General features: G+C 62.4%; 23 protein-coding genes. 16 read left to right on the forward strand and 7 right to left on the reverse strand.

The window, feature by feature from the left end; all coding sequences use genetic code 11:
- The first annotated feature begins 50 nt into the window (after positions 1 to 50).
- From AC1DTQ_RS04010 to AC1DTQ_RS04030, 5 genes are all read left to right on the forward strand, one after another.
- Positions 51 to 980 carry an ArsR/SmtB family transcription factor gene (locus AC1DTQ_RS04010; protein ID WP_477848166.1) on the forward strand — a complete coding sequence of 310 codons (930 nt, stop codon included), beginning with the start codon at positions 51 to 53 and terminating at the stop codon, positions 978 to 980.
- Positions 977 to 2,092 (forward strand): homocysteine S-methyltransferase family protein, encoded by a 1,116-nt coding sequence (locus AC1DTQ_RS04015; RefSeq protein ID WP_477848167.1) that lies wholly within the window; start codon positions 977 to 979, stop codon positions 2,090 to 2,092. Before AC1DTQ_RS04010 ends, AC1DTQ_RS04015 begins: the two co-directional genes overlap by 4 nt.
- On the forward strand, positions 2,089 to 4,788 hold the full coding sequence (gene metH, locus AC1DTQ_RS04020; RefSeq protein ID WP_477848169.1) for a methionine synthase: 2,700 nt from the start codon (positions 2,089 to 2,091) through the stop codon (positions 4,786 to 4,788). Before AC1DTQ_RS04015 ends, metH begins: the two co-directional genes overlap by 4 nt.
- A gap of 64 nt (positions 4,789 to 4,852) precedes the next feature.
- The gene (locus AC1DTQ_RS04025; protein WP_477848170.1) at positions 4,853 to 5,548 is read left to right on the forward strand and encodes a hypothetical protein; all 696 of its coding nucleotides are present in this window, start codon (positions 4,853 to 4,855) and stop codon (positions 5,546 to 5,548) included.
- A gap of 12 nt (positions 5,549 to 5,560) precedes the next feature.
- Entirely contained in the window at positions 5,561 to 6,751 is a 1,191-nt protein-coding gene (locus tag AC1DTQ_RS04030; RefSeq protein ID WP_477848171.1) for an MFS transporter, read from the forward strand.
- Between the two features lie 4 nt (positions 6,752 to 6,755).
- Here the strand turns inward: AC1DTQ_RS04030 and AC1DTQ_RS04035 are convergent, their stop codons facing one another.
- From AC1DTQ_RS04035 to AC1DTQ_RS04060, 6 genes are all read right to left on the reverse strand, one after another.
- Positions 6,756 to 7,475 (reverse strand): alpha/beta fold hydrolase, encoded by a 720-nt coding sequence (locus AC1DTQ_RS04035; RefSeq protein ID WP_477848173.1) that lies wholly within the window; start codon positions 7,473 to 7,475, stop codon positions 6,756 to 6,758.
- Positions 7,469 to 8,116 carry a DUF2058 domain-containing protein gene (locus tag AC1DTQ_RS04040; RefSeq protein WP_477848175.1) on the reverse strand — a complete coding sequence of 216 codons (648 nt, stop codon included), beginning with the start codon at positions 8,114 to 8,116 and terminating at the stop codon, positions 7,469 to 7,471. Before AC1DTQ_RS04040 ends, AC1DTQ_RS04035 begins: the two co-directional genes overlap by 7 nt.
- An 81-nt stretch (positions 8,117 to 8,197) precedes the next feature.
- Complete coding sequence (locus tag AC1DTQ_RS04045) at positions 8,198 to 8,434, reverse strand: SlyX family protein (RefSeq protein WP_477848177.1); 237 nt, start codon at positions 8,432 to 8,434, stop codon at positions 8,198 to 8,200.
- Entirely contained in the window at positions 8,424 to 9,776 is a 1,353-nt protein-coding gene (locus tag AC1DTQ_RS04050; protein ID WP_477848179.1) for a UDP-glucose dehydrogenase family protein, read from the reverse strand. The genes AC1DTQ_RS04045 and AC1DTQ_RS04050 overlap by 11 nt, the downstream gene beginning before the upstream one ends.
- Positions 9,777 to 9,803: 27 nt before the next feature.
- Positions 9,804 to 10,748, reverse strand: coding sequence for an FKBP-type peptidyl-prolyl cis-trans isomerase N-terminal domain-containing protein (locus tag AC1DTQ_RS04055; RefSeq protein WP_477848181.1), 945 nt, complete (start codon positions 10,746 to 10,748; stop codon positions 9,804 to 9,806).
- Between the two features lie 87 nt (positions 10,749 to 10,835).
- Positions 10,836 to 11,372, reverse strand: a complete 537-nt coding sequence (locus AC1DTQ_RS04060; RefSeq protein ID WP_477848183.1) for a glutathione peroxidase — start codon at positions 11,370 to 11,372, stop codon at positions 10,836 to 10,838.
- Between the two features lie 160 nt (positions 11,373 to 11,532).
- Between AC1DTQ_RS04060 and AC1DTQ_RS04065 the strand changes: the two genes are divergently transcribed.
- The 7 genes from AC1DTQ_RS04065 to AC1DTQ_RS04095 all read left to right on the forward strand — a co-directional run bounded on the left by AC1DTQ_RS04065 (position 11,533) and on the right by AC1DTQ_RS04095 (position 16,419).
- Positions 11,533 to 11,808, forward strand: a complete 276-nt coding sequence (locus AC1DTQ_RS04065) for a hypothetical protein (protein ID WP_477848185.1) — start codon at positions 11,533 to 11,535, stop codon at positions 11,806 to 11,808.
- 12 nt (positions 11,809 to 11,820) lie between these two features.
- A complete protein-coding gene (locus tag AC1DTQ_RS04070; RefSeq protein WP_310091597.1) occupies positions 11,821 to 12,183 on the forward strand; it encodes a GntR family transcriptional regulator in 363 nt (120 codons plus the stop codon).
- Positions 12,180 to 13,082: an ABC transporter ATP-binding protein gene (locus AC1DTQ_RS04075; RefSeq protein WP_477848187.1), complete on the forward strand. Its 903-nt coding sequence runs from the start codon at positions 12,180 to 12,182 to the stop codon at positions 13,080 to 13,082. The genes AC1DTQ_RS04070 and AC1DTQ_RS04075 overlap by 4 nt, the downstream gene beginning before the upstream one ends.
- On the forward strand, positions 13,079 to 14,080 hold the full coding sequence (locus AC1DTQ_RS04080) for an ABC transporter permease (RefSeq protein WP_477848189.1): 1,002 nt from the start codon (positions 13,079 to 13,081) through the stop codon (positions 14,078 to 14,080). The genes AC1DTQ_RS04075 and AC1DTQ_RS04080 overlap by 4 nt, the downstream gene beginning before the upstream one ends.
- Before the next feature lie 43 nt (positions 14,081 to 14,123).
- Positions 14,124 to 14,792: a hypothetical protein gene (locus AC1DTQ_RS04085; protein ID WP_477848191.1), complete on the forward strand. Its 669-nt coding sequence runs from the start codon at positions 14,124 to 14,126 to the stop codon at positions 14,790 to 14,792.
- Positions 14,793 to 14,875: 83 nt separating this feature from the next.
- A complete protein-coding gene (locus AC1DTQ_RS04090; RefSeq protein WP_477848193.1) occupies positions 14,876 to 15,703 on the forward strand; it encodes a DUF4097 family beta strand repeat-containing protein in 828 nt (275 codons plus the stop codon).
- A 20-nt stretch (positions 15,704 to 15,723) separates the two neighbouring features.
- Entirely contained in the window at positions 15,724 to 16,419 is a 696-nt protein-coding gene (locus AC1DTQ_RS04095) for a DUF2884 family protein (RefSeq protein ID WP_477848195.1), read from the forward strand.
- Positions 16,420 to 16,591: 172 nt separating this feature from the next.
- Here the strand turns inward: AC1DTQ_RS04095 and AC1DTQ_RS04100 are convergent, their stop codons facing one another.
- Positions 16,592 to 18,013: a class II fumarate hydratase gene (locus tag AC1DTQ_RS04100; protein ID WP_477848197.1), complete on the reverse strand. Its 1,422-nt coding sequence runs from the start codon at positions 18,011 to 18,013 to the stop codon at positions 16,592 to 16,594.
- Between the two features lie 124 nt (positions 18,014 to 18,137).
- On the opposite strand from AC1DTQ_RS04100, the gene purB reads away from it, so the two are divergent.
- The 4 genes from purB (at position 18,138) to AC1DTQ_RS04120 (ending at position 22,136) form a co-directional block, all read left to right on the forward strand.
- On the forward strand, positions 18,138 to 19,505 hold the full coding sequence (purB, locus tag AC1DTQ_RS04105) for an adenylosuccinate lyase (protein ID WP_477848199.1): 1,368 nt from the start codon (positions 18,138 to 18,140) through the stop codon (positions 19,503 to 19,505).
- A 119-nt stretch (positions 19,506 to 19,624) separates the two neighbouring features.
- Positions 19,625 to 20,023: a VOC family protein gene (locus AC1DTQ_RS04110; protein ID WP_477848201.1), complete on the forward strand. Its 399-nt coding sequence runs from the start codon at positions 19,625 to 19,627 to the stop codon at positions 20,021 to 20,023.
- Complete coding sequence (locus AC1DTQ_RS04115; RefSeq protein WP_477848203.1) at positions 20,020 to 21,231, forward strand: ribosomal protein uL16 3-hydroxylase; 1,212 nt, start codon at positions 20,020 to 20,022, stop codon at positions 21,229 to 21,231. Before AC1DTQ_RS04110 ends, AC1DTQ_RS04115 begins: the two co-directional genes overlap by 4 nt.
- Positions 21,228 to 22,136 carry a GNAT family N-acetyltransferase gene (locus AC1DTQ_RS04120; protein ID WP_477848205.1) on the forward strand — a complete coding sequence of 303 codons (909 nt, stop codon included), beginning with the start codon at positions 21,228 to 21,230 and terminating at the stop codon, positions 22,134 to 22,136. The genes AC1DTQ_RS04115 and AC1DTQ_RS04120 overlap by 4 nt, the downstream gene beginning before the upstream one ends.
- Positions 22,137 to 22,339 lie beyond the last annotated feature (203 nt).

Raw genomic sequence — 22,339 nt, forward strand, 5'->3', positions numbered from 1 at the left:
GGCGCCCATCCGGGCGGACAATATCTTTATATCGCGATAGGAAGATATGTATGGATCTGGAAGCCTGGTCGACCCGGCTCAAGGTATTCGCCGATGCTACCCGCGTGCGCTTGCTGGTATTGCTGGCCTCCGAAGAGCTGACCGTGGCCGAGCTCTCGGCCATCACCCAGCTGGCCCAGCCGCGTGTCTCCACCCATCTGGCCAAGCTGAAGGAAGCCGGCCTGGTGCGCGACCGTCGCGCCGGCGTATCGGCCTATTACCGTTTCGACGAAGACAATCTGGACAAGGCGCAACGCGAGCTCTGGCGCAATCTGCGGGAGGGCAGCGACGATCCGTTGCTGCGCCAGGACGCCGAGCGTGTGCCCTCGGTGCTGGCCGCGCGTGCGGCCGAACAGAACTGGGCCGACAGCGTCGCTGGCGACATGGAACGGCACTACTCCCCGGGACGTACTTGGGAAGCACTGGCGCGCACAGCGTTGCCGCTGCTGGAAACCGGCGACGTGCTGGACATCGCTTCCGGCGATGGCGTGCTGGCCGAGCTGCTTTCGCCGCATGCCAAGCGCTACGTCTGCATCGATACCAGCGCGCGCGTAGTGGCGGCCGCAGGCGAGCGCCTTCGCCGTTTCCCCAACGTGGAAGTACGCGAGGGCGACATGCATGCCCTGCCCTTCAAAGACAACAGTTTCGACCTTGTGGTCCTGATGCACGCCCTCACTTACTCCTCCAAGCCCGCACAGGCGGTGTCCGAGGCGGCACGCGTGCTGCGCCGCGGCGGACGCCTATTGCTCAGCAGCCTCGCCAAGCACGAACACCAGGCCGCGGTGCAGGCCTATGGCCATCTCAACCTGGGCTTCGGCGACAAGGAACTGCGCAAGTTCGCCGAAAAATCCGGCTTACAAGTGTCGAACCTGGGCACGGTCACCCGTGAGCGCCGCCCACCGCATTTCGAAGTGATCTCGCTGATCGGAGTCAAACCATGAAAACGCTACCCTGGCTGAATCCCGCGCGCGCGAACGCCCTGCAGAAAGCGCTATCCGAACGCATCCTGATCATCGATGGCGCCATGGGCACCATGATCCAGCGCCACCGTCTGGAGGAAGCGGACTACCGCGGCGAACGCTTCGTCGACGGTTACGACAGCGCGCACGTCCACGACGGTCAATGTGGCCATGCTGTCGAAGGGCATGACTTGAAGGGCAATAACGATTTACTGTTGTTGAGCAAGCCGGAAGTGATCGCCGGCGTGCACACCGAATACCTGGAAGCGGGCGCCGACCTGGTCGAGACCAACACCTTCAACGCCACTTCCGTCAGCCAGGCCGATTACCACCTGGAACACCTGGTCTACGAACTCAACAAGGAAGGCGCACGCGTCGCACGCGCCTGCTGCGATGCCGTCGAAGCCAAGGAGCATGCCGAAGGGCGGCCGGAAAAACCGCGTTTCGTGATCGGCGTATTGGGCCCGACCAGCCGCACCGCTTCCATCAGCCCCGACGTCAACGATCCCGGTTACCGCAACACCAATTTCGACGAACTGCGCACGACCTACCGCGAAGCCATCGAAGGCCTGATCGACGGCGGCGCCGACACCATCATGGTGGAAACCATTTTCGATACGCTCAACGCCAAGGCCGCGCTGTACGCGGTAGAAGAAGTGTTCGAGGCACGCGGCGGCCGCCTGCCGGTGATGATCTCCGGCACCATCACCGACGCGTCGGGGCGCACGCTTTCCGGCCAGACCGCCGAGGCGTTCTACGCCTCCGTAGCGCATGGCAAGCCGTTGTCGGTGGGCCTGAACTGCGCGCTCGGCGCCAAGGATCTGCGCGAACACGTGGAAACGCTGGCGCGCGTGGCCGACGGTTACGTCAGCGCGCATCCAAACGCCGGCCTTCCCAATGCATTCGGCGAGTACGACGAAACCCCCGAAGAAATGGCGGCGACCTTGAAGGAGTTCGCCGAGTCCGGCCTGCTCAATCTGGTCGGCGGTTGCTGCGGTACTACCCCTGCGCACATCAAGGCGATCGCCGAAGCGGTGAGCGGCATTCCGCCGCGTCGCCTTCCCGCCGATCTGGAGTTGGCCGACGCCGCATGAGTACCGACATCCGTCATACCCGCCTCTCCGGACTTGAGCCGCTGGTCATCACTCCCGATCTGTTGTTCATCAACGTGGGCGAGCGTACCAATGTCACCGGCAGCGCGCAGTTCAAGAAGCTGATCAAGGAAGAGCGTTACGAGGAAGCGGTGGAAGTCGCGCGCCAGCAAGTCGCCAACGGCGCCCAGATCCTCGACGTCAACATGGACGAAGGGCTGATCGATTCGGAGAAAGCGATGGCGCGCTTCCTCAATCTGATCATGTCCGAGCCCGACATCGCGCGCATCCCGGTGATGGTGGACTCGTCGAAATGGAGCGTCATTGAATCTGGCCTCAAATGCCTGCAGGGCAAGAGCGTGGTCAATTCGATCTCGCTGAAGGAAGGCGAGGAAGCCTTCATCGAACACGCGCGCAAGGTGCTGCGTTATGGCGCCGCGGCGGTGGTGATGGCCTTCGATGAGGACGGCCAGGCCGACACGTGCGAACGCAAGGTCGATATCTGCACGCGTGCCTACAAGGTGTTGACCGAGCAGGTGGGATTTCCGCCTGAGGACATCATCTTCGATCCCAATATCTTCGCTATCGCCACCGGCATAGAGGAGCACGACAACTACGCGGTCGACTTCATCGAGGCCACCCGCATCATCAAACGGACCCTGCCGCATTGCCATGTCTCGGGCGGCGTGTCGAACGTGTCGTTCTCGTTCCGCGGCAACGAGCCCGTGCGCCAGGCGATCCATTCGGTATTCCTGTACCACGCCATCAAGGCCGGCATGGACATGGGCATCGTCAACGCCGGCGGCATGCCAATCTACGACGACCTGGAACCCGATTTGCGCGAGCGCGTCGAGGATGTAGTGCTGAATCGCCGCAAGGACTCTACCGAACGGCTGTTGGAAATCGCCGAGCGCTACCGCGGCAAGAAAGGCGAAGTGCAGGTCGAAAACCTGGCCTGGCGCGACAAGCCGGTGCGCGAACGCCTGAGCCACGCGCTGGTGCATGGCATCGACCAGTACGTGGAAACCGATACCGAAGAGGCGCGCCAGCTTTCCACGCGTCCGCTGGACGTGATCGAGGGCCCGTTGATGGACGGCATGAACGTGGTCGGCGATCTGTTCGGCGCCGGCAAAATGTTCCTGCCGCAGGTAGTGAAGTCGGCGCGGGTCATGAAGAAGGCCGTGGCTTATCTGCTGCCCTTCATCGAAGCCGAGAAATTGCGCACCGGCGATGTGGGCAAATCCAACGGCAAGATCATCATGGCCACGGTCAAGGGCGACGTGCACGATATCGGCAAGAACATCGTCGGCGTGGTGTTGGCCTGTAATAACTTCGACGTGGTGGATCTCGGCGTCATGGTGCCGACGCAGAAGATCCTGGACGTGGCGCGGGCCGAGAACGCGGACTTGATCGGTCTGTCCGGCTTGATCACGCCCTCGTTGGAGGAAATGACCCATGTGGCGCGCGAGATGCAGCGCCAGGGCATGACCATGCCGCTGCTGATCGGCGGCGCGACGACTTCGCGCGCGCATACGGCGCTGAAGATCGATCCGCACTACAAATCGCCGACGGTCTGGGTCAAGGACGCCTCGCGCGCGGTCGGCGTGGCGCAGTCCCTGATCTCCAAGGATCTGCGCGGCCCGTTCATGGCCGCCAACGATGCAGATTACGCGGAGATCCGCGAGCGCCACAAGAACCGTGGCGACGCCAAGCGGCTGGTGCCGCTGGCGAAGGCGCGCGGGCAGAAGTTCGAGGGTGGTTGGGATAGCTACATCCCACCGACACCCAACAAGCCGGGCATCACCGTATTCGACGATTACCCACTGACCGAACTGGTGGAGCTCATCGACTGGACGCCTTTCTTCCAGGCGTGGGAGCTGGCGGGCCGATATCCGGCGATCCTTACCGATGAAGTGGTGGGCAAACAGGCTAGCGAGCTATTCGCCGATGCGCAGGCGATGTTGAAAAAGATCGTCGAGGAGAAATGGCTCACCGCCAAGGCGGTATTCGGTCTGTGGCCCGCCAACAGCATAGGCGACGATGTCGTGGTCACCCTTCTCCCGCCTGCGGGAGAGGGGTTAAGAACTCTGCATTTCCTACGCCAGCAGGTCGACAAACCGGTCGAACGACCGGACTTTTGCCTCGCGGACTTCATCGCGCCGCAGGACAGCGGCAAGCAAGACTGGATCGGAGCCTTTGCCGTCACCGCCGGCATCGGCATCGACGAACACGTGGCCCGCTTCGAGGCCGACCACGACGACTACAACGCCATCCTGCTGAAGGCGCTGGCCGACCGCCTGGCCGAAGCCTTGGCCGAACGGTTGCATCAGCGCGTACGCAAGGAATTCTGGGGCTACCAGGCCCAAGAAGCCTTGGATAATGAAGCGCTGATTCTGGAAAAGTACGTCGGCATTCGCCCTGCCCCGGGCTATCCCGCCTGCCCGGAACACAGCGAAAAAGGCACCTTGTTCGAACTACTGGACGCAGGCGCGAATGCGGGGATGACGCTGACCGAAAGCTTCGCCATGCTGCCGACCGCGGCGGTGTCCGGCTACTATTTCAGCCATCCGCAGAGCCAATACTTCGTGGTCGGCCGCGTGTCCAAGGAACAGGCCGAGGATTACGCCAAACGCAAAGGTGCGACGTTGGTGCAAGCCGAACGATGGCTGGCCTCCAATCTGGACTACGATCCGGAATAAGTAGGTAATGAGCCCGGGGCTGTTTTAGCCTTCCATCAATCGATAGTAGACCTGGGATCCACGCATGGACGCCATCACCGACAGCGCCAATGCCGCTTTCATTCGCAAGTATGCCGCACCCGGCCGTATCGGCTTGTGCGGCGGGCGCGACTGGATCAACAAAATCATTCGCAAGGCGCAGGCCCCGCTGACCAACGACGGGCATCGCAGTCTGTGGTCGCACGCTTTCATTTTCAGCGAACAGCGCCTCGACGGGCATTGGTGGGTACTGGAATCCGATTTGGACCTGCGCTATCGGCAGATACGCCTGGGCGTGCAGGAAAATCGCGCCGACCGCTATTTTGACGACGAGCTGTTTCCAAACCTGGCCATTCTGGACTTCGGGCTGGACGAAACGAAGACCCGTCAGGTCCAGATCGCTGGACTGGATCTGTTGTCGGGACTCTCGAGCTATTCGCTCAGCGAACTGGTCGGCACCTTGTTCGCCATGCATAGCACCCGCCTGCGCAAGCGCGACAATCTGCTGGCCAAAGAAGGCGCACTGTATTGCTCGGCGATGGTGCAGCACTGCTACGCGGCAGCCGGCGTTGAATTCATTCCCGGCGTGCATGGCAAGAACATCGCACCGCAGGACCTCTACGACTCGGTGCTTCCGCACCAGACCCATTCGCTGATCCGCGACCTCGGCATTTCGAGCCTGCGTCGTTTCGCCCACGAAGCCAGCGAGCTGCTCAACACGCCCGTCGAGGACCTGCTCTGAGCATTCAAGGCCATGGCTGACCCCGTGCAGCGAACGACCGCCGAGGCGCGTGTGCCTGCGGTCCGCCTGTCCAGCTTCTACTTCGCCTACTACGCCGCACTGGGCGCGTTCACGCCGTACTGGAGCCTATACCTGAAGTCGCGTGGCATGGAGGTAGCGGCGATCAGCGTGCTGATGAGCCTGTGGTACGCCACCCGCATCGTCGCGCCCAGCACCTGGACCACGCTGGCGGCGCATTCTCCGCATCCCATCCGCTGGCTGCGCCTGGGTTGCTTGTTGACTTTGATGAGTTTCTCCGCCTTCCTGCTGCCGCTGGATTTCATCGGGCTGTTCGCGGTGATGTGTGCGTTCTGTTTCGCTTACAACGCGGTGATGCCGCAGTTCGAATCGATCACCATGTCGCACTTGGGCGCGCGCAGCGATCGCTACGGACATATCAGGGTCTGGGGTTCCATCGGCTTCATCGTGGTGGTCTCGCTATTCGGCGTACTGCTCGACCGTTTCGGCGTGCGCACCCTGCCCTGGCTGATGCTGCCGTTGCTGGCGGGACTGCTGGCATCGTCCTTCGCTAATCGCTACGCGCATCCGGTCGAAGAGGTGCATGACGAGAACCACGTAGGCTTCAGGGCGCGCCTGAAGCGCCCTCAGGTGATCGCCTTTTTCGTGGCCGCGTTCCTTGCCCAGATCTCGTTCGGTCCGTACTACACGTTTTTCTCGATCTATCTGACCGAGCATCACTATTCGGCGACCATGCTGGGCGTGTTCTGGACGGTGGGAGTGTTGGCGGAGATCGGGGTGTTCTTCCTCTCCAGCCGCATCTTCCGGCGGTGGGACGCCGGCAAGGTGCTGACGTTCGCCCTGCTCAGCGCAGCGTTGCGATGGTGGGCGACTGCGCTCTGGCCCGACAGCATTCCCCTGATGATCGTGGCGCAGCTGACCCACGCCCTCAACTTCGGTGCGTTCTTCGCAGCGGTCATGCAGTTGTTGGTGCGTTTCTTTCCGGGACGCATGAACGGCCACGGGCAGGGAGTCTTCTACGGCCTGTCCTCGGGCGTCGGTGGCGTGGTCGGTGCGCTGGCCGCCGGACAGCTTTGGCATTTCGGCGGCGATGTCGCGTTTCTTGCGGCAGGTTGTTTTGCGCTGCTAGCCGCCGTCATCGCGTGGTACTGGCTGGTGAGGAACGCGCCAGCCCCGGGCCGTTGATCGGTCATCCGTTCCAGATATCGCGATCCCGCAGGAAATTCCGTATGGCGTTCGCGGCCTCGGAAGCCACGGCCTGGAATACGAAATGCGGCGCCTCGATGTCGACACGCCACACTCCGGGCATAGCGAAGTCTTTCTCGACGCCGCTTTGAAGCAGTCGGTCGCGGCTGGCCCGCAGATACAGTACGGGCACTGTTATTCGCTGGAATTCTTCCCTGACGTCCACCTGCAGCGTCGCCATAAGACGCGCCTTGAGCACGCTCGGCTCGACGAGACGCAATGACGATTCAAGCTCGCGCCTCACTTCGGCGTCATGCCAACCTCCCATCAAGACGGCCTCAAGTACGGGAAGCGGCGGCGTTACCGACATAGGCAGGAATCGCAGTATTCGAGACAGCAAGCCTGCCTGCGCAATCGGTTTGCGAAGGAACGAAGCGGCGATGACCAAGCCCACCAGACCGGATGGCCGTGCTGCGGCGAGCAGCACCGCCAAGGGACCCGCATAGGACTCCGCTACGATCAGGAAAGGCCTGTCCCGCGGTAGGCGGAGTGCGAGCGCTTCGGCAAGAGCTTCGTAGCGATCGAATGCGTCGACCGGATAGTCGAGTATCCGCACTTCGAAATCACCCGATAAATCCGTCGCCAGGCGGCTATACAGTCGGCCGGTGCCATCGAGCCCGGGCAGCAGGCAGACAATGAGTCGTTGGCTGTTTTCGGCTACCAAACCAGATCGTCAGGCACTTGATACTGCGGATCGGAGTACGGATCGTCGCCAGCCGGCGCGTCCGGATCGACCTTCAGCGCTACGCAAGCCGGAAAGATGCTTTCGGCTTCGGCCAGCAGCGCGGCGGTGACCAGCAAGTAGCGGCCGTTCTGCTGCACTACGCCGAGTTCGCCGGCATTCAACGCTTTCAACTGTTCCGCATTGACGTGGATGCGCTTGATCTTGCCGCCGTAAGGAAAATGCCGGGCGATCTCCGCGTTTGGATCATTCAGCGGCTTGTCTTTCAGCAACTCCTCGACGCGGGCCTTGGCTTCACGGCGCAGGCGCGCCTCTTCCTGTTTCAGGCGCTCGGCTTCGATGCGTTCGTCCTTTTCCTTCTGCGCGCGGATGGCATAAGCCTTGGCCAGGTCCATTTCCTCGCGCGAACGAGCGGGTTTGGCTTGCGCCGCACGCGGCGCATTGTTCGGCCTGGGACCCTGGCCCGGCCTGCCAGCGGGTTTGCCCGCAGGCTTGCCACTGGCATGTCGGTTGTCCGGTCGGGAGTCGGGCCTGCGCTCCGGCTTGCGTTCGGGTTTTCTTTCGGGCTTCGGCGCCGGCTTGAAGCCGAGCCCCAGGAGTTGGTCGCGTAGGGAATCGGTCATGGTCGTGGACGGTGGGGAGAGTCGCTGGCTCCAGTATCTACCGGAGCCAGGAGAAAGAAACCAGTAGAGCCGCGCAGCCTATCAATAGTGCGGCGGCGGCGGTTCGTCCGTGGCGTCGGCGTACAACTCGGTGCGGACCTTGCGCAGATCGGACAGCATGCTGCGCATCAGCTCGGAAGTCCGGTTGCCTTCGGCGCGCGCATCGGCGAGCGCTTCGCTTAGCTCTCCCAATGCGTGCTCCTGGAAGGCTAACCGGGTTTCCAGTTCGATCAGTCGTTGCTCCAACGCCGGATCCAGCGCTTTCGGATCACTCTGCACGCACGGATCTCCCTCGGCCGATGCCGTAATACGCCAGGCCCGCGGCCTCGACGTCGACAGGCTCGTAAAGGTTGCGGCCGTCGAAAACGACCGCATCGCCCAGCGCCGCGTACAAGCGCGCGAAATCCGGACTGCGGAACTGCTTCCATTCGGTGACCACCACTAGCGCGTCGGCGCCCTGCACTGCCGCCGTGGCCGAATCGCAAAGCACCAGATCATCGCGCTGACCGAAGATGCGGCGAGCTTCATGGGAAGCTTCCGGATCGTAGGCGCGGACCAGGGCGCCGGCTTGCCACAACTGCTCCAGCAGACGGCGGCTGGAAGCTGCACGCATATCGTCGGTGTTGGGCTTGAAGGAAAGCCCCCAGACCGCGAAAGTCTTGCCGCGCACGCCTTCGTCCTCGCCCAGGTCGTAGTGGCGCTGGATCAGTTCGAACAAATGGCCTTTCTGCGATTCGTTGACCGCTTCCACCGCATTGAGCAAGCGTGCGTCGTAATGATGTTGTTGCGCGGTCCGGGCCAACGCCTGCACATCCTTCGGAAAGCAGGAGCCGCCGTAGCCCGCGCCGGGATAGATGAAATGCCAGCCGATGCGCGGATCGGAACCTATGCCATTGCGCACGTGCTCGATATCGGCGCCGACGCGTTCGGCGATGTTGGCGATCTCGTTCATGAAACTGATCTTGGTCGCCAGCATGGCGTTGGCCGCGTACTTGGTCAGCTCCGCCGAACGCACATCCATCACCACGATGCGGTCGTGGTTACGGTTGAACGGCGCGTACAGCCGCTTCATCTTGTCGACCGCCCGCGCGCCTTCCGCACCGATCACGATGCGGTCTGGGCGCATGCAATCCTTGACGGCATCGCCTTCCTTCAGGAATTCGGGATTGGAAACCACGTCGAAGGCCACTTCGGCGCCGCGCGCCTGCAATTCCGAGGCGATGGCGGCGCGTACTTTATCGGCCGTGCCCACCGGAACGGTGGATTTATTGACCACCAGCGCCGGCCTGTCGATATGCTGGCCGATGGTGCGTGCCACCTTGAGCACGTACTGCAGATCGGCGCTGCCGTCTTCGTCCGGCGGCGTACCTACCGCGATGAAGACCACTTCGCCGTGGGCGATGGCCAGGGCGGCGTCGGTAGTGAAATCCAGCCGGCCCGCCTCATAGTTGGCTTTCACCATCGGCTGCAGGCCCGGCTCGAAAATAGGCACCACGCCCTGCTTCAGGCCTTGCACCTTGTCTGCGTCGATATCGACGCAGATCACATCGTGGCCTACTTCCGCTAGACAAGTGCCGGTAACCAGACCGACATAACCGGTTCCAAAAATCGCTATCCGCATGGGGGACTCACTGGCTCAGTAAAAGGACTACTGCAGGATACCCATCAGTTCGACATCAAATGTCAGCGTTGCGTCAGGACCGATCGGACCCTGGCCGCCGTTGGGGCCGTACGCCAGGCCGGACGGGATCCAGAAACGGTATTTGGCGCCCACCGGCATCAACGAAACGCCTTCGGTCCAACCCGCGATGACCTGGTTCAGGCCGAACTCGGCCGGTTGTCCGCGCTGGTAGGAACTGTCGAAGACGGTGCCATTGAGCAGCTTACCCTCGTAGTTCACCCGCACGCGGCTTTGCGGCGTGGGACGCGCGCCGCTGCCCTGGCGCAACACCATGTACTGCAGGCCGGACGGCGTGGTGATGACGCCCTTCTCGTTCTTGTTCTTGGTCAGGAAGGCCGCTCCTTCCTCGCGGTTCTTCTGCCCGGCGGTGCTTTGCTTCTTGGTCATGTAGGCCTGCATGGTGGCCTGCGCTTCCTGCTCGGTCATCAGCAGCGCGCTCTTGGCCAGCGAGCTGCGCACCGCTTGGACCAGCACCGGCAGATCGATTTCGTCCTTCAGCGGCGCCAGCGACGGACCCACCGCGAAGCTGCCCAGCATCAGACCCACTTTATCCTTGGCCACGGCCGGCGGCTGCGAGCCCGGCGGCATGCCGGGTACAGGCGCTCCCTGCTTCACCGCCAGGTTCATACGTAGCGCTTCGTCGGTCGCCTTGGCTTCGGTCTCGGTGATCAGCGGCTGCCCGCCGGCGAAGACATTGCCGACAGCGCGTTCGAACGCGGCGATGTCGATGTATTCGGCGATAGGTTGGAAAGACCTGCCCACGTCCATACCCACCGCGTAGCTGACCTTGTCTTTCTCCGTCACCAGCGCGGTCTTGCCGCCTTTCTCCACCGTCTGTGCCGACAAGTCGCCTCCCATCATTGCCAAAGTCGCCGCCATCAATGCGGCTACGCCGCGCATCGCCCGCTTCATTGCTAACTCCTGAAAAAATTCGAAACCGACGCCGATATCCGGCGCAATACGGATATTGTCGCATGCGCGACGACGATGACGCGGGGCTTATTTGCGGGGGCGCTTGGCCTTCAGTTCGCGTTCTATCGCAGCCACCAACGCCGCATCATCCGGCTTGACCTTGCTTGGGAAGTTCGCCACCACCGTGCCGTCGCGTGCGATCAGGTATTTGTGGAAATTCCAGCCGGGCGACACGCCGGTCGCTTTCTCCAGCTCCCGATACAGCGGTGTCGTCTCGTCGCCCTTGACGTGCACTTTTTCGAACATCGGGAACTTGACGCCGTAAGTAAGCGTGCAGAACTCCTTGATCTGCGCTTCCTCGCCCGGCTCTTGGCCCTTGAAGTCGTTGGAAGGAAAGCCGAGAACGGTGAAACCGCGCGCTGAGTACTTCCGCTGCAGTGCCTCCAGGCCCTCGTATTGCGGGGTGAAACCGCACTTGCTTGCGGTATTGACCACCAGAATGACGTCGCCGCCATAGGCTTCCTTCAGGTTCACGGCGGTTTTCCCGGCCAGTGCCCGGTAGTTCTGGTCCAGCAAATCCTGGGCGAATGCGTTCTGCCCGACCATCAAAAATCCAATAATCATCAATATTTTCAATGCGTTAGCCATTGTTAGAACACCTGGAAGAAAGCCGGAGCGCAGTATGCCTTTAGTTGGGTAACAAAGTTGACATGACCTATTGACGTGCCGTGATTAGGTGTTATAGTTCAATACAACACCACTCACCCAACGCAGCGGGGGTCCCATGAACCACAAACTGTTCACCACACTGTCCAGCCTCTCCATCAGCACCGCGCTGTTGGCCGTGGGGCTGATGGCAAACGGCGAGGCTAATCGCCTTCCGGATCATGCCAATGACACCCTGGGCAACGACAGTCCGCTGGTCGAATCCATCGAAACCGGCGCCGTGCAGGCGACCGATGAAGTGGTGGCCCCGGTTGAGCGAAAACACCGTCGCAGCCGTTCCTCGCTGTCGATGCCCTATTTCTCCTTTGCTCAATCACTGCGCCCGCGGGGCTGAACCATGATGACTCTGACCTCAATCCAGTGGAGCGACGGCGCTCCCATTTACCGCCAGCTGAAGGATCGCGTGATCGCGATGATGCTGGACGGTGTACTCAAGCCGGGTGACGCTCTGCCCTCGGTCCGCCAGGTGGCGGCCGAGTACCAGCTGAACCCGATCACCGTCTCGCGCGCCTATCAGGAACTGGCGGACGAGGCACTCGTCGAAAAACGTAGAGGACTGGGGATGTTTGTTACCGACGAAGCCGCGAAGAAACTGCTCGTTAGCGAGCGCGAACGATTCCTGCACGACGAATGGCCGGCGGTCGCCGAGCGCATCAACCGTTTGGGCCTGTCCACCGAAGAACTGCTGCGCCAGGGGGGTGCCAAATGAGCGCTGTCGCCAACAACATCGGCTTAGATACAGTGACCGCCAACACAGTGATTACCGCGCGCAACCTGCGCAAGGCGTATCGCAACAAGTTGGCCCTGAACGACACCAGCTTCCAGATCGAAGCCGGGAAGATCATCGGCCTGATCGGCCCCAACGGCGCCGGCAAGACCACCGCGCTCAAGGCGATCCTGGGGCTGGTGCCCTTCGACGGCGACCTGAAGGTGTTGGGGCTGGACCCGCGCAAGCAGCGCGACGAGCTGATGAACGAGGTGTGTTTCATCGCCGACGTCGCCGTGCTGCCGCGCTGGATCAAGGTCAAGGAAGCCATCGATTTCGTCGACGGCATCCATCCTCGCTTCGATCGCGCCAAGTGCGAACGCTTCATCGCCAATACCCAGCTCAACCCCAACCTGCGCGTCCGTGAGATGTCCAAGGGCATGATCGTGCAGTTGCATCTGGCGCTGGTGATGGCCATCGACGCCAAGCTGCTGGTGCTGGACGAGCCGACCCTGGGCCTGGACATCCTGTACCGCAAACAGTTCTACCAGCGTCTGCTGGAGGATTACTTCGACGAACAAAAGACCATCATCATCACCACCCATCAGGTGGAAGAGATCGAGAACATCCTCACCGACGTGATGTTCATCCGCGACGGCAGGATCGTATTGACCTCGCCGATGGAAGAAATCGCGGACCGCTACACCGAAGTGCTTGCATCGGCCGAACACGTCGATGCAGCCCGCGCCCTGAAGCCCATCGACGAACGCGCCCTGCCCTTCGGCAAGACCGTGATGCTCTTCGACGGCGTATCCCGGCAACAGCTCGCTGCCTTGGGCGAAACGCGCAACCCCGGTCTGGCCGATCTGTTCGTGGCCATCATGAAAGGAACCTACGCATGAACGCCCCCGCTACTACGAGCATCACCACGCATAAAACCAACAACTTCAAATGGCTGTTGAAGCGCGAATACTGGGAAAACCGTGGCGGTTTCTTATGGGCGCCAGTGATCACCGGCGCCATCGTCTCCTTCCTCTATCTGCTGATGGCCATCATCGGCAGCATCGCCGGACGCAGGTCGGCGGGAGCCGACGGGTTCGTCATCAACGGCTCGCATGAGGAAGTCGCCAAAGCCATCGGCGCGTTCGGCGACGGGGTGCTGCTGGCAGGTGTGCTGCTGGCCTTGGTCGTGCTGGCTTTCGTGGTCTTCTTCTACGCGCTGGGTTCGCTGTACGACGACCGCCGCGATCGCAGCGTGCTGTTTTGGAAATCGCTGCCGGTTTCGGACACGCGCACGGTGCTTTCTAAGGCGGCATGGGCCCTGGTGCTGGCGCCTATCGCGGCCGTGGCTGTCGGCATCCTGATCGGCGTGGTCTTGTGGATCATTTCGGCGCTGACCCTGACCGTGAATGGTCTGGGTGCGGGCACCGCGGTGTTCACCGATTCGCATCCGCTGCGCATCATCGGTGGCGTGCTGGGTTCGTTGCCCGTCTACATCATGTGGGCCCTGCCCACAGTGGGCTGGCTGATGCTGTGCTCGGCATGGGCACGCAGCAAGCCGTTCTTGTGGGCCGTCCTGCTGCCGGTGCTGGGTTGCGTGATCGCCAGCATGACCTCGATCCTGCCGGGCGTCGACGTCCGCCACGATCTGGTCTGGTACACCCTGGTCTACCGCGGTCTGCTGAGCGTCGTGCCTGGCGCCTGGTACCCCACTCTGGAGCATGGCGCAATCGACCCCAACGTCCACATCGATACGCCGGATCAGTTGGCCAGCGCCGTCGACCTGACCACCAGCTGGCAGGCCTTCGCCACCGCGGACATCTGGATCGGCGTGGTGTTCGGAGTCGCCTGCATCATCGGCGCGATCTACCTGCGCCGCTGGCGCGAACTGGCCGATTGATAGCTTCCTCGAATCACTCCTCCAACCCAATAGAGATCGCGTCATGAACACGACCAAGTCCCTTGCCATAGCCCTCCTCGGCGTCCTGCTGCCGTTAGGCGCGCAAGCCGCCGGATCCGCACCTCCCGAGGACACCCGCGCGGAAATCAAACACGAAATGGCCGACGCCCGCCAGGAAATCCGCCTCGAAATGGCCAAGGCACGCGCCGAACTGAACAGCGAGAACCTGTCCCTCGACAAAAGCCTGCATTTCGGCAAGAACGGAAAGAGGAAATCCGCCGACAATGACTCCTTGCCGGCGGCCCAGATCACCCCGAAGGGCGACTTCCTCGTCGACGGCAAGGCGGTAGCCATCAACGCACAGCAGCGCCAGCAGCTGCTCGATTATCGTGGGCAGGTCATCGAGCTGGCCAAGGTAGGCATCGATGGAGGCGAGCGGGCCGCCATGGCAGCACTCGACGCCACAGATGTTTCATTGTTCAGACTCATTGTAGGCGGCCTCAGCGGCAGCCTCGAGCGCCGCGTGGAAGCATCAGTGAAGCAGCATGTCGAACCGCTCGTCCGGCAGATCTGCCGACGCTTGCCGCAAGTTCTGGAGTCGCAGCAACAATTGGCCGCCAACCTGCCCCAGTTCCAGCCCTACGCCAACCTCGAACGCGACGACATCGACGACTGTGAGCGTGATCTCCGCAGCGAATTCGCCGCGCGCTGAGCCTGCGCCCAGTAGGAACCCCGGCTGGGTCCAATGCGCCGCTCATTCCAGCCCCCACGCTATCGGCTCCAATGGAGTACCCCATGCGCAAATCACTTTTCCCCTTGTTATTCCTGCTACCAGCCGCGGCCTTTGCCGCGTCGCCGGAATGCAAGCACTCGCAGCCCCGCGATCTCAAATTGGACCTGACCGGCGTGAAGGCGGTGGTCTTCGATATCGCCAACAACGACCTGACCATCGATGCCTCGGCCGGCGCCAAGGCCGCACTCGGCGGCAAGGCCTGCGCCTCTAGCGAGGAATATCTGCAACAACTCAAGCTGACTCAGCACAAGGCCGGCGACAAGTTGTACGTCACCGCCCGGCGGGAAGGCGCTTTCGGCGGTGTCTTCTTCGGTAACAGCTATGCGTACCTGAAACTCGCCGGAACGCTGCCCGACGACATCACGGTGCAGCTGAAAGTGGGGTCGGGCGACGCCGTGGTCACCGGCGCCTCGCTGCTCAGCGCCGATGTCGGTTCGGGCGACGTGGAAGCCCGACACATCCGTGGCCTAGTAGCGGCAACGGTCGGTTCCGGCGATATCACCCTTGAGGACATCGGTTCGCTGCATGTGATTTCGGTCAGCTCCGGCGACCTTTCAGCCAGAAAAGTGCATGGCCCCGCCAAAGTCGGCAGCGTCGGCTCGGGAGACTTCGAGCTGAAAGGCGCATCGGGCGACGTCGAAATCGGTTCGGTCGGTTCCGGCGACGCCAAGGTCAGCGACGTTTCCGGCAGTGTGAGGGTGGCTTCGCTGGGTTCGGGCGATGTCGACGTGCAGGACATTCGCGGCGATCTGTCCGTCCAATCGAAAGGCAGCGGCTCGGTGAACCACAATCGCATCGACGGCCGCGTCAGCGTGCCGAGCGACAACTGACTTCTACCTAAGAGACTCTCATGAAGATCATGCACATGAAGATCATGCATTCCTCGTTGCTCGTACTTTCCCTGGCCGCATTGATCGCCGGCTGCCAGCCGGGCACGCATGTCTCCACCGACAACGGCAATGTCACCAGCAACGGCAAGGTCATCACTTTGCGCGCCAATGGGCAGCCCGACGCAAAAATTTCCGCTGATGGCGAGCTGACCATCGGCGGCAAGGCGGTCGCGGTGAATCCTGCCCAGCGTGTGCTGCTGCAGAGCTACCTCAAGGAAATGAATGCGATGACCCTCGACGGCATCGCCATCGGCAAACAGGGCGCCGCACTGGCGGGCACTGCGGTCAGCGAAGCCATCAAGGGGGCGATCAATGGCGATGGCGACCAGATCGACGCAAAAATAGAAGCCGAAGCCGAGAAGATCGAGCAGCAGGCGATGCGGCTGTGCCAGCGCTTGGTGACCATCAAGGTTTCCCAGGACGCTCTCGCCAGCCAGCTTCCCGCATTCAAGCCTTACGCCACCATCGACGCTTCGGACGTCGACGATTGCGGATCGAAACAGAAGGTCAGTTACACCGCAGGCAATGAAGTCGGCAGCTCGCTGGCCAAGGCGGTCAAAGGCGACCAAGCGACTGCCGATCCGGCCACCGAATCCGGCGACGCGGCCGCGCAAGCGGACGCCGCTGCTGCTGACAGCGAGACAAAGAAACGCTGATATCTGATCGCCGGTTCAGTCGGAGACGAATTTTCTTCGTCATCCCAGCGAAAGCTGGGATCCATCTTGATCTTCGACTTGGCGCATAAGGCAAAAGCAAAATGGATTCCAGCTTTCGCTGGGATGACGAGGTTGTATAGATCTGACCCTGTAGCGCTGAATTAAAATTGCTCTAACCCGCGCCGCCGCCCGGCTTTCCGTGAATGCCGCCCTTGGCCAGTAGCGCCGGATCCAGCAGCGCTTTCAGCGTCTTCTCCGGAAGCCCGGTGACTTCCCTTGCCACCTCCAGCACCGGACGGTTCTGCTTGTAGGCCTGCTTGGCGATGGCCGCACCTTTTTCGTAACCGATCACCGGGTTCAGCGCGGTGACCAGGATCGGATTGCGGTCCAACGCTTCCTGTATATGCGCCTGGCGCACGCCGAGCCCGGCAATGGCCGAATCGGCCAGCAAGCGCGACACGTTACTCAGCAGCTCGATCGAATCCAGCAAGTTGGCGGCGATCAACGGCAGCGTCACGTTCAATTGGAAATTGCCGGTCTGCCCGGCCACCGTAATCGCCGTGTGGTGGCCGATGACCTGCGCGCACACCATCACCGTGGCCTCCGGAATCACCGGATTGACCTTGCCCGGCATGATCGAACTGCCCGGCTGTAGCGTAGGCAGTTCGATCTCGCCCAGTCCCGCCAGCGGTCCTGAATTCATCCAGCGCAGGTCGTTGGAGATCTTGATCAGGGCCACCGCAAGCGCGCTCAGCTGGCCGGAGAGTTCGACCGCGTCGTCCTGCGCGGCCAGGCCCTCGAACTTGTTAGCGGCCGATTCGAAGCGGGCCTTCGTCATCGTCGACAGCGCACGGGCCACCCTGGCGCCGAAGCGGCGATCGGCGTTGATGCCGGTGCCGATCGCGGTTCCTCCCAAGGGCAGGCGCCGCAGGCGCTTCAGGCTGTCCTGCAGGCGATCTTCCGCCGATTTCAACTGCGCCGACCAGGCCGAGAACTCCTGCTGGAAGGTCAGCGGCATCGCATCCATCAGATGCGTGCGGCCGGTCTTGACCACTTTGGCCAGCGACCTGCCGCGACGATCGATAGTCTGGCGCAGATGCTTCAACGCCGGCAGCAGGTTCTCCACCACCGCCAGCTGCGCCGACACGCGGATCGCCGTGGGGATCACATCGTTGGAGCTCTGGCCCAGATTGACATGATCGTTGGCATGGACTTTGGCCTTGCCCGCTGCTGAGGCCAGATTGGCGATGACCTCATTGGCATTCATGTTGGACGAGGTGCCGGAGCCGGTCTGATAGATGTCGATCGGGAAATGCGCGTCGTACTCGCCAGACGCGACCTGCAGCGCTGCCGTCCTGACCGCCTTCGCCACGCCTTTGGGCAACAATCCCAGGCCGACGTTGACGTCGGCGGCCGCGGCCTTGATCAGGCCGAGCGCACGGATAAAGCCGCGCGGCATCGGCTGACCGGAAATGGGGAAGTTCTGCACGGCGCGCTGGGTCTGCGCGCCCCACAGCGCCTCGGCGGGCACGCGCAGCTCGCCCATGCTGTCCCGCTCGATTCGAGTACGGCCTGTTCGGAAACTGGATTTCATGGGTTCTCCATCATGGTTCCACCGCTGGCGGCGAGCGCTGGCGGACGATTCCAGCATACGCCACCGCCTGTGGTGGACGCGTGGCGTAAACTATTGCGCCCTCCTCCCGTGTGCCACGCCCACCATGTCGGAAGCCGCCCTGCTAGCCCTGTCACCGCTCGATGGCCGCTACGCCGGCAAGGTCGACGCCCTGCGTCCGATCTTCTCCGAATACGGATTGATCAAAGCCCGGGTCAAGGTGGAAGTCGAATGGCTGCTGGCGCTGGCCGACGCGCCGGGTATCGTCGAGCTGCCCCCCTTCAGTGCGGCCGCAAGCCAGCGCCTGCGCGCGCTGGCATCTGCTTTCTCCACCCGCGATGCCGCGCGGGTCAAGGAAATCGAGCGCACCACCAACCATGACGTCAAGGCGGTGGAGTATTTCATCAAGGAACAGTTGAAGGACGACGCCGAGCTGGGCCCTGCGCTGGAATTCGTCCATTTCGCCTGCACCAGCGAAGACATCAATAATCTGAGCTACGCGTTGATGCTGGAGCAGGCACGCAGCGAAGTGCTGTTGCCGGCGCTGGACAAGGTGGCCGCGCTATTGCGTACGCTGGCCCATGCCCAAGCCGCTCAGCCGATGCTGTCGCGCACCCACGGACAGACCGCATCGCCGACCACGCTGGGCAAGGAAATCGCCAATGTGGTCGCCCGCCTGGAACGCCAACGCAGGCAGATTGCGGGCGTGGAGCTGACCGGCAAGATCAATGGTGCGGTCGGCAACTACAACGCCCATGTGATCGCCTACCCAGAAGTCGATTGGCCGACATTCGCGCAGTCCTTCATCGAAAACTTGGGCATCGTCTTCAATCCCTACACCACCCAGATCGAGCCGCACGACAACGTGGCCGAGATCGGCGACGCCGCCCGCCGTGCCAATATCGTCCTGATCGATCTGGCGCGCGACATTTGGGGCTACATCTCGCTCGGTTATTTCAAGCAGACCCTGAAGGAAGGCGAAGTCGGCTCCAGCACGATGCCGCATAAGGTCAATCCGATCGACTTCGAGAATGCGGAAGGCAACTTCGGCCTGGCCAATGCCCTGTTCGAACACTTCAGCGCCAAGCTGCCGATCAGCCGCTGGCAGCGCGACCTCACCGACTCCACCGTCCTGCGCGCGCTCGGCACCGCTTTCGGCCATACGCTGGTCGCGCTGGATTCGCTGGCCAAGGGCCTGGGCAAGCTGACCGTGGCGCCGGAACGCCTGGATGCAGATCTCGATGCCGCCTGGGAAGTGCTGGCCGAAGCCGTGCAGACGGTCATGCGCCGGCATGGGTTGCCCAACCCCTATGAGCAATTGAAAGCGTTGACCCGTGGACAGGGCATCACCGAGCAGTCGATGCGGGCGTTCATCGGTTCGCTGGAATTGCCGGCGAATGCGAAGCGGCGGTTGCTTGATTTGACTCCGGGAAGTTACATCGGTCTTGCCGATTCCCTGGCCCGCAAAATATAAGCGACGTCATCCCAGCGAACGCTGGGATCCATGTTGCCTTTCGCGGTCCAATTGCCGCAAGTTGTCCAGAGCAAGATCAAGATGGATCCCAGCGTTCGCTGGGATGACGAGCAAGAACGATGAATCTGCTGATCAACATCGATGTACCCGACCTAGCGAAAGCCAAAGCTTTCTACGCCGAAGCTTTCGGCCTACGGAGTGGCCGCCGGCTCGGCGACGACGTCTTGGAGCTGCTGGGCGCCGAAGCGCCGTTCTATCTGCTGAAGAAGGAAGCCGGAAGCATCGGCGCCGCAAACTCAGCGCGCGCATACGGACGCCACTGGATGCCTTTGCATATCGACGTTGTGGTCGACGACCTTGAATCCGCCCTCGCCCGCGCACTGCGCGCAGGAGCCGTGCAGGAAGGCGATATCCGCGAAGCGGAATGGGGGCGTATCGTGCAGATCGCCGATCCTTTTGGCCATGGCTGGTGCCTGTTGCAGTTCCTGGGCCGTGGTTATGACGAGATAGCGACATGAGTAAGAAACCATCTCCAGGCAAGTCCCTCGCCATCGAAGTGGACGCCGCACGCCTGCCGCCGCTGGGCATGCCGCCGGCCGAATTCCTGCGCGACTACTGGCAGAAACGGCCGCTGCTGATCCGCAATGCCTTCCCAGGCTTTGCGTCGCCGATCGAACCCGAAGACCTGGCCGGCCTGGCTTGCGAGGAAATGGCGTTATCGCGCATCGTCGTGCACGACCGCGAGCGCGATGCCTGGACGCTGCGCACGGGGCCTTTCACGGAGGAGGAGTTTCCCGGCATGCCCGACCACGACTGGACCCTGCTGGTGCAGGACGTGGATAAGTGGGATGTGGATGTGCGTGGAATCCTGGGCCATTTCGACTTCCTGCCGCGCTGGCGCATCGACGATGTGATGGTGAGCTTCGCCGCCACCGGCGGTTCGGTCGGTGCGCATGTGGACCAGTACGATGTGTTTCTCCTGCAGGCGCAAGGCCAGCGGCGCTGGCAGATCGATGCGGGAGCCAATCCGCCCACGGATTTTCGCGACGATGTGGAGCTGAAGCTGCTCCGTGAATTCAGCCCGAGCCACGACTGGATACTCGAACCCGGCGACATGCTCTATCTGCCGCCTGGAGTGCCGCACCACGGTGTCGCGGTGAATGCTTGCCTGACTTTCTCGGTCGGCATGCGCGCTCCCTCTTCCGCCGAACTGGTGAGCGATTACCTGGACAATCTGATCGCCGAGGCCGACGAGTCCATGCGTTATCACGACCCGGACCTAACGCCGCCGAAAGATCCCAACGAAATCGACGCCGCGGCAATGGCGCGTGCGATAGAGGCGCTGAACACCCTGCGCCTCAACGACCCAGACAAGCTGGGCGACTGGTTCGGACGCTTCATCACTACCTACCGCGCAGGCGGTGAAGTGGTTGCCGGCGGCGATTCGCGTTCGCGCATCGAGATCGAATGGGATCTGCAGCAGGGAGCTCTTTTGCAGCGCCATCCCTTCTCGCGACTGGCCTGGCGCAAGAGCGGTCGCATGGCCATGCTTTTTTGCAGCGGCCTGGAGTTCAAGCTGCCGATCAAGGATGCGCAGCAACTCGCGGCCGCCGATGTGCTGGACGGCACTGCTTACGGCAGCCTGTCCGACGCAGGCCGCGACGTGGCCATGGACCTTTACTCGCAGGGGCATTACCAGTTGCTGTTGGACGAGGAAAACGAATGAACGCTCGCGCGTTCCACGTAGAACCCATCGACTACGCCAGCGGGTTGGCTGAACTGCGTGCGGTGCGCGAAACCGTGTTCGTGCAAGAGCAACAGGTGCCCATCGCTGAGGAATGGGACGCGCTGGATCCGCTATGCCGGCATGTGATCGCCCGCGACGAAGCCGGTCGGCCCATCGGCACCGGCCGACTCACGCCGGAACACAAGATCGGGCGCATGGCAGTACTCGGCGACTGGCGTGGCCTGGGGGTCGGCGATGCGATGCTGGCTGCGTTGATGGCGGAAGCCCGCAAGCTGGGATGGCCGGCGGTTTCGCTCAACGCGCAGGTGTCGGCCGAAACGTTCTACGCCCGCCAGGGGTTCATTCCCTACGGGGAGCGTTTTTGGGAAGCGGGCATCGAACACCAGTCCATGCGCCGCGCCCTGCACGGCCCCACGGCGGTCGAGAATGCAGCTGGCGCTATCGCCGCGGCGGTCGCGGTCGTCTCGCATGCACGCCGCACCTTGCGGATCTACAGCCGCGAGCTGGACCCGGGTCTGCTCGACAACAGCAGCGTGCTGGAAGCGCTGCGCCGCTTCTCGACCGGTAAACGCGGTGGCGAGGTACAGATCCTGCTGCAGGATGCCGCCACTCCACAGCGCACGCTGGCGCCTTTGCTGTCCCTGGGCCAGCGCTTGCCCAGCGTGTTCGCCTTCCGCGAGGTGCGCGAGCCTGTCGACAAAGCCTACGCCTCGGCCTTCATCGCCAACGACATGGGGGGCTACTACTTCCGCACCTTGGGCCACCGTTTCGATGGCGAAGCCGATCTGCAGGGCGCGGGCCGTGCGCGGCAATTGTGTGACGAGTTCGGCCGATTCTGGGAGCGATCGCGGCCCTGCACCGAACTTCGGGCCCTGGGCATCTGATGTCGCCCGCGCCGGCCGCTGTCCCCACGCCGTCCCACGAGCCACCGATCCTGCGCGCGATCTGCGCCTTTAGTCCAAGGCGCTTACGCGCCCTTGTCACCATGCGCGTATAATTTCCGCGTATTCATATAGCCCGCGCGGGTGGCATTTGCACCCACCGGAAACCCCCAGGCCGGATACCGGCCCAGCCCGACAAAGCCAAC

The sequence above is a fragment of the Pseudoxanthomonas sp. P4_B2 genome, assembly GCF_056402315.1.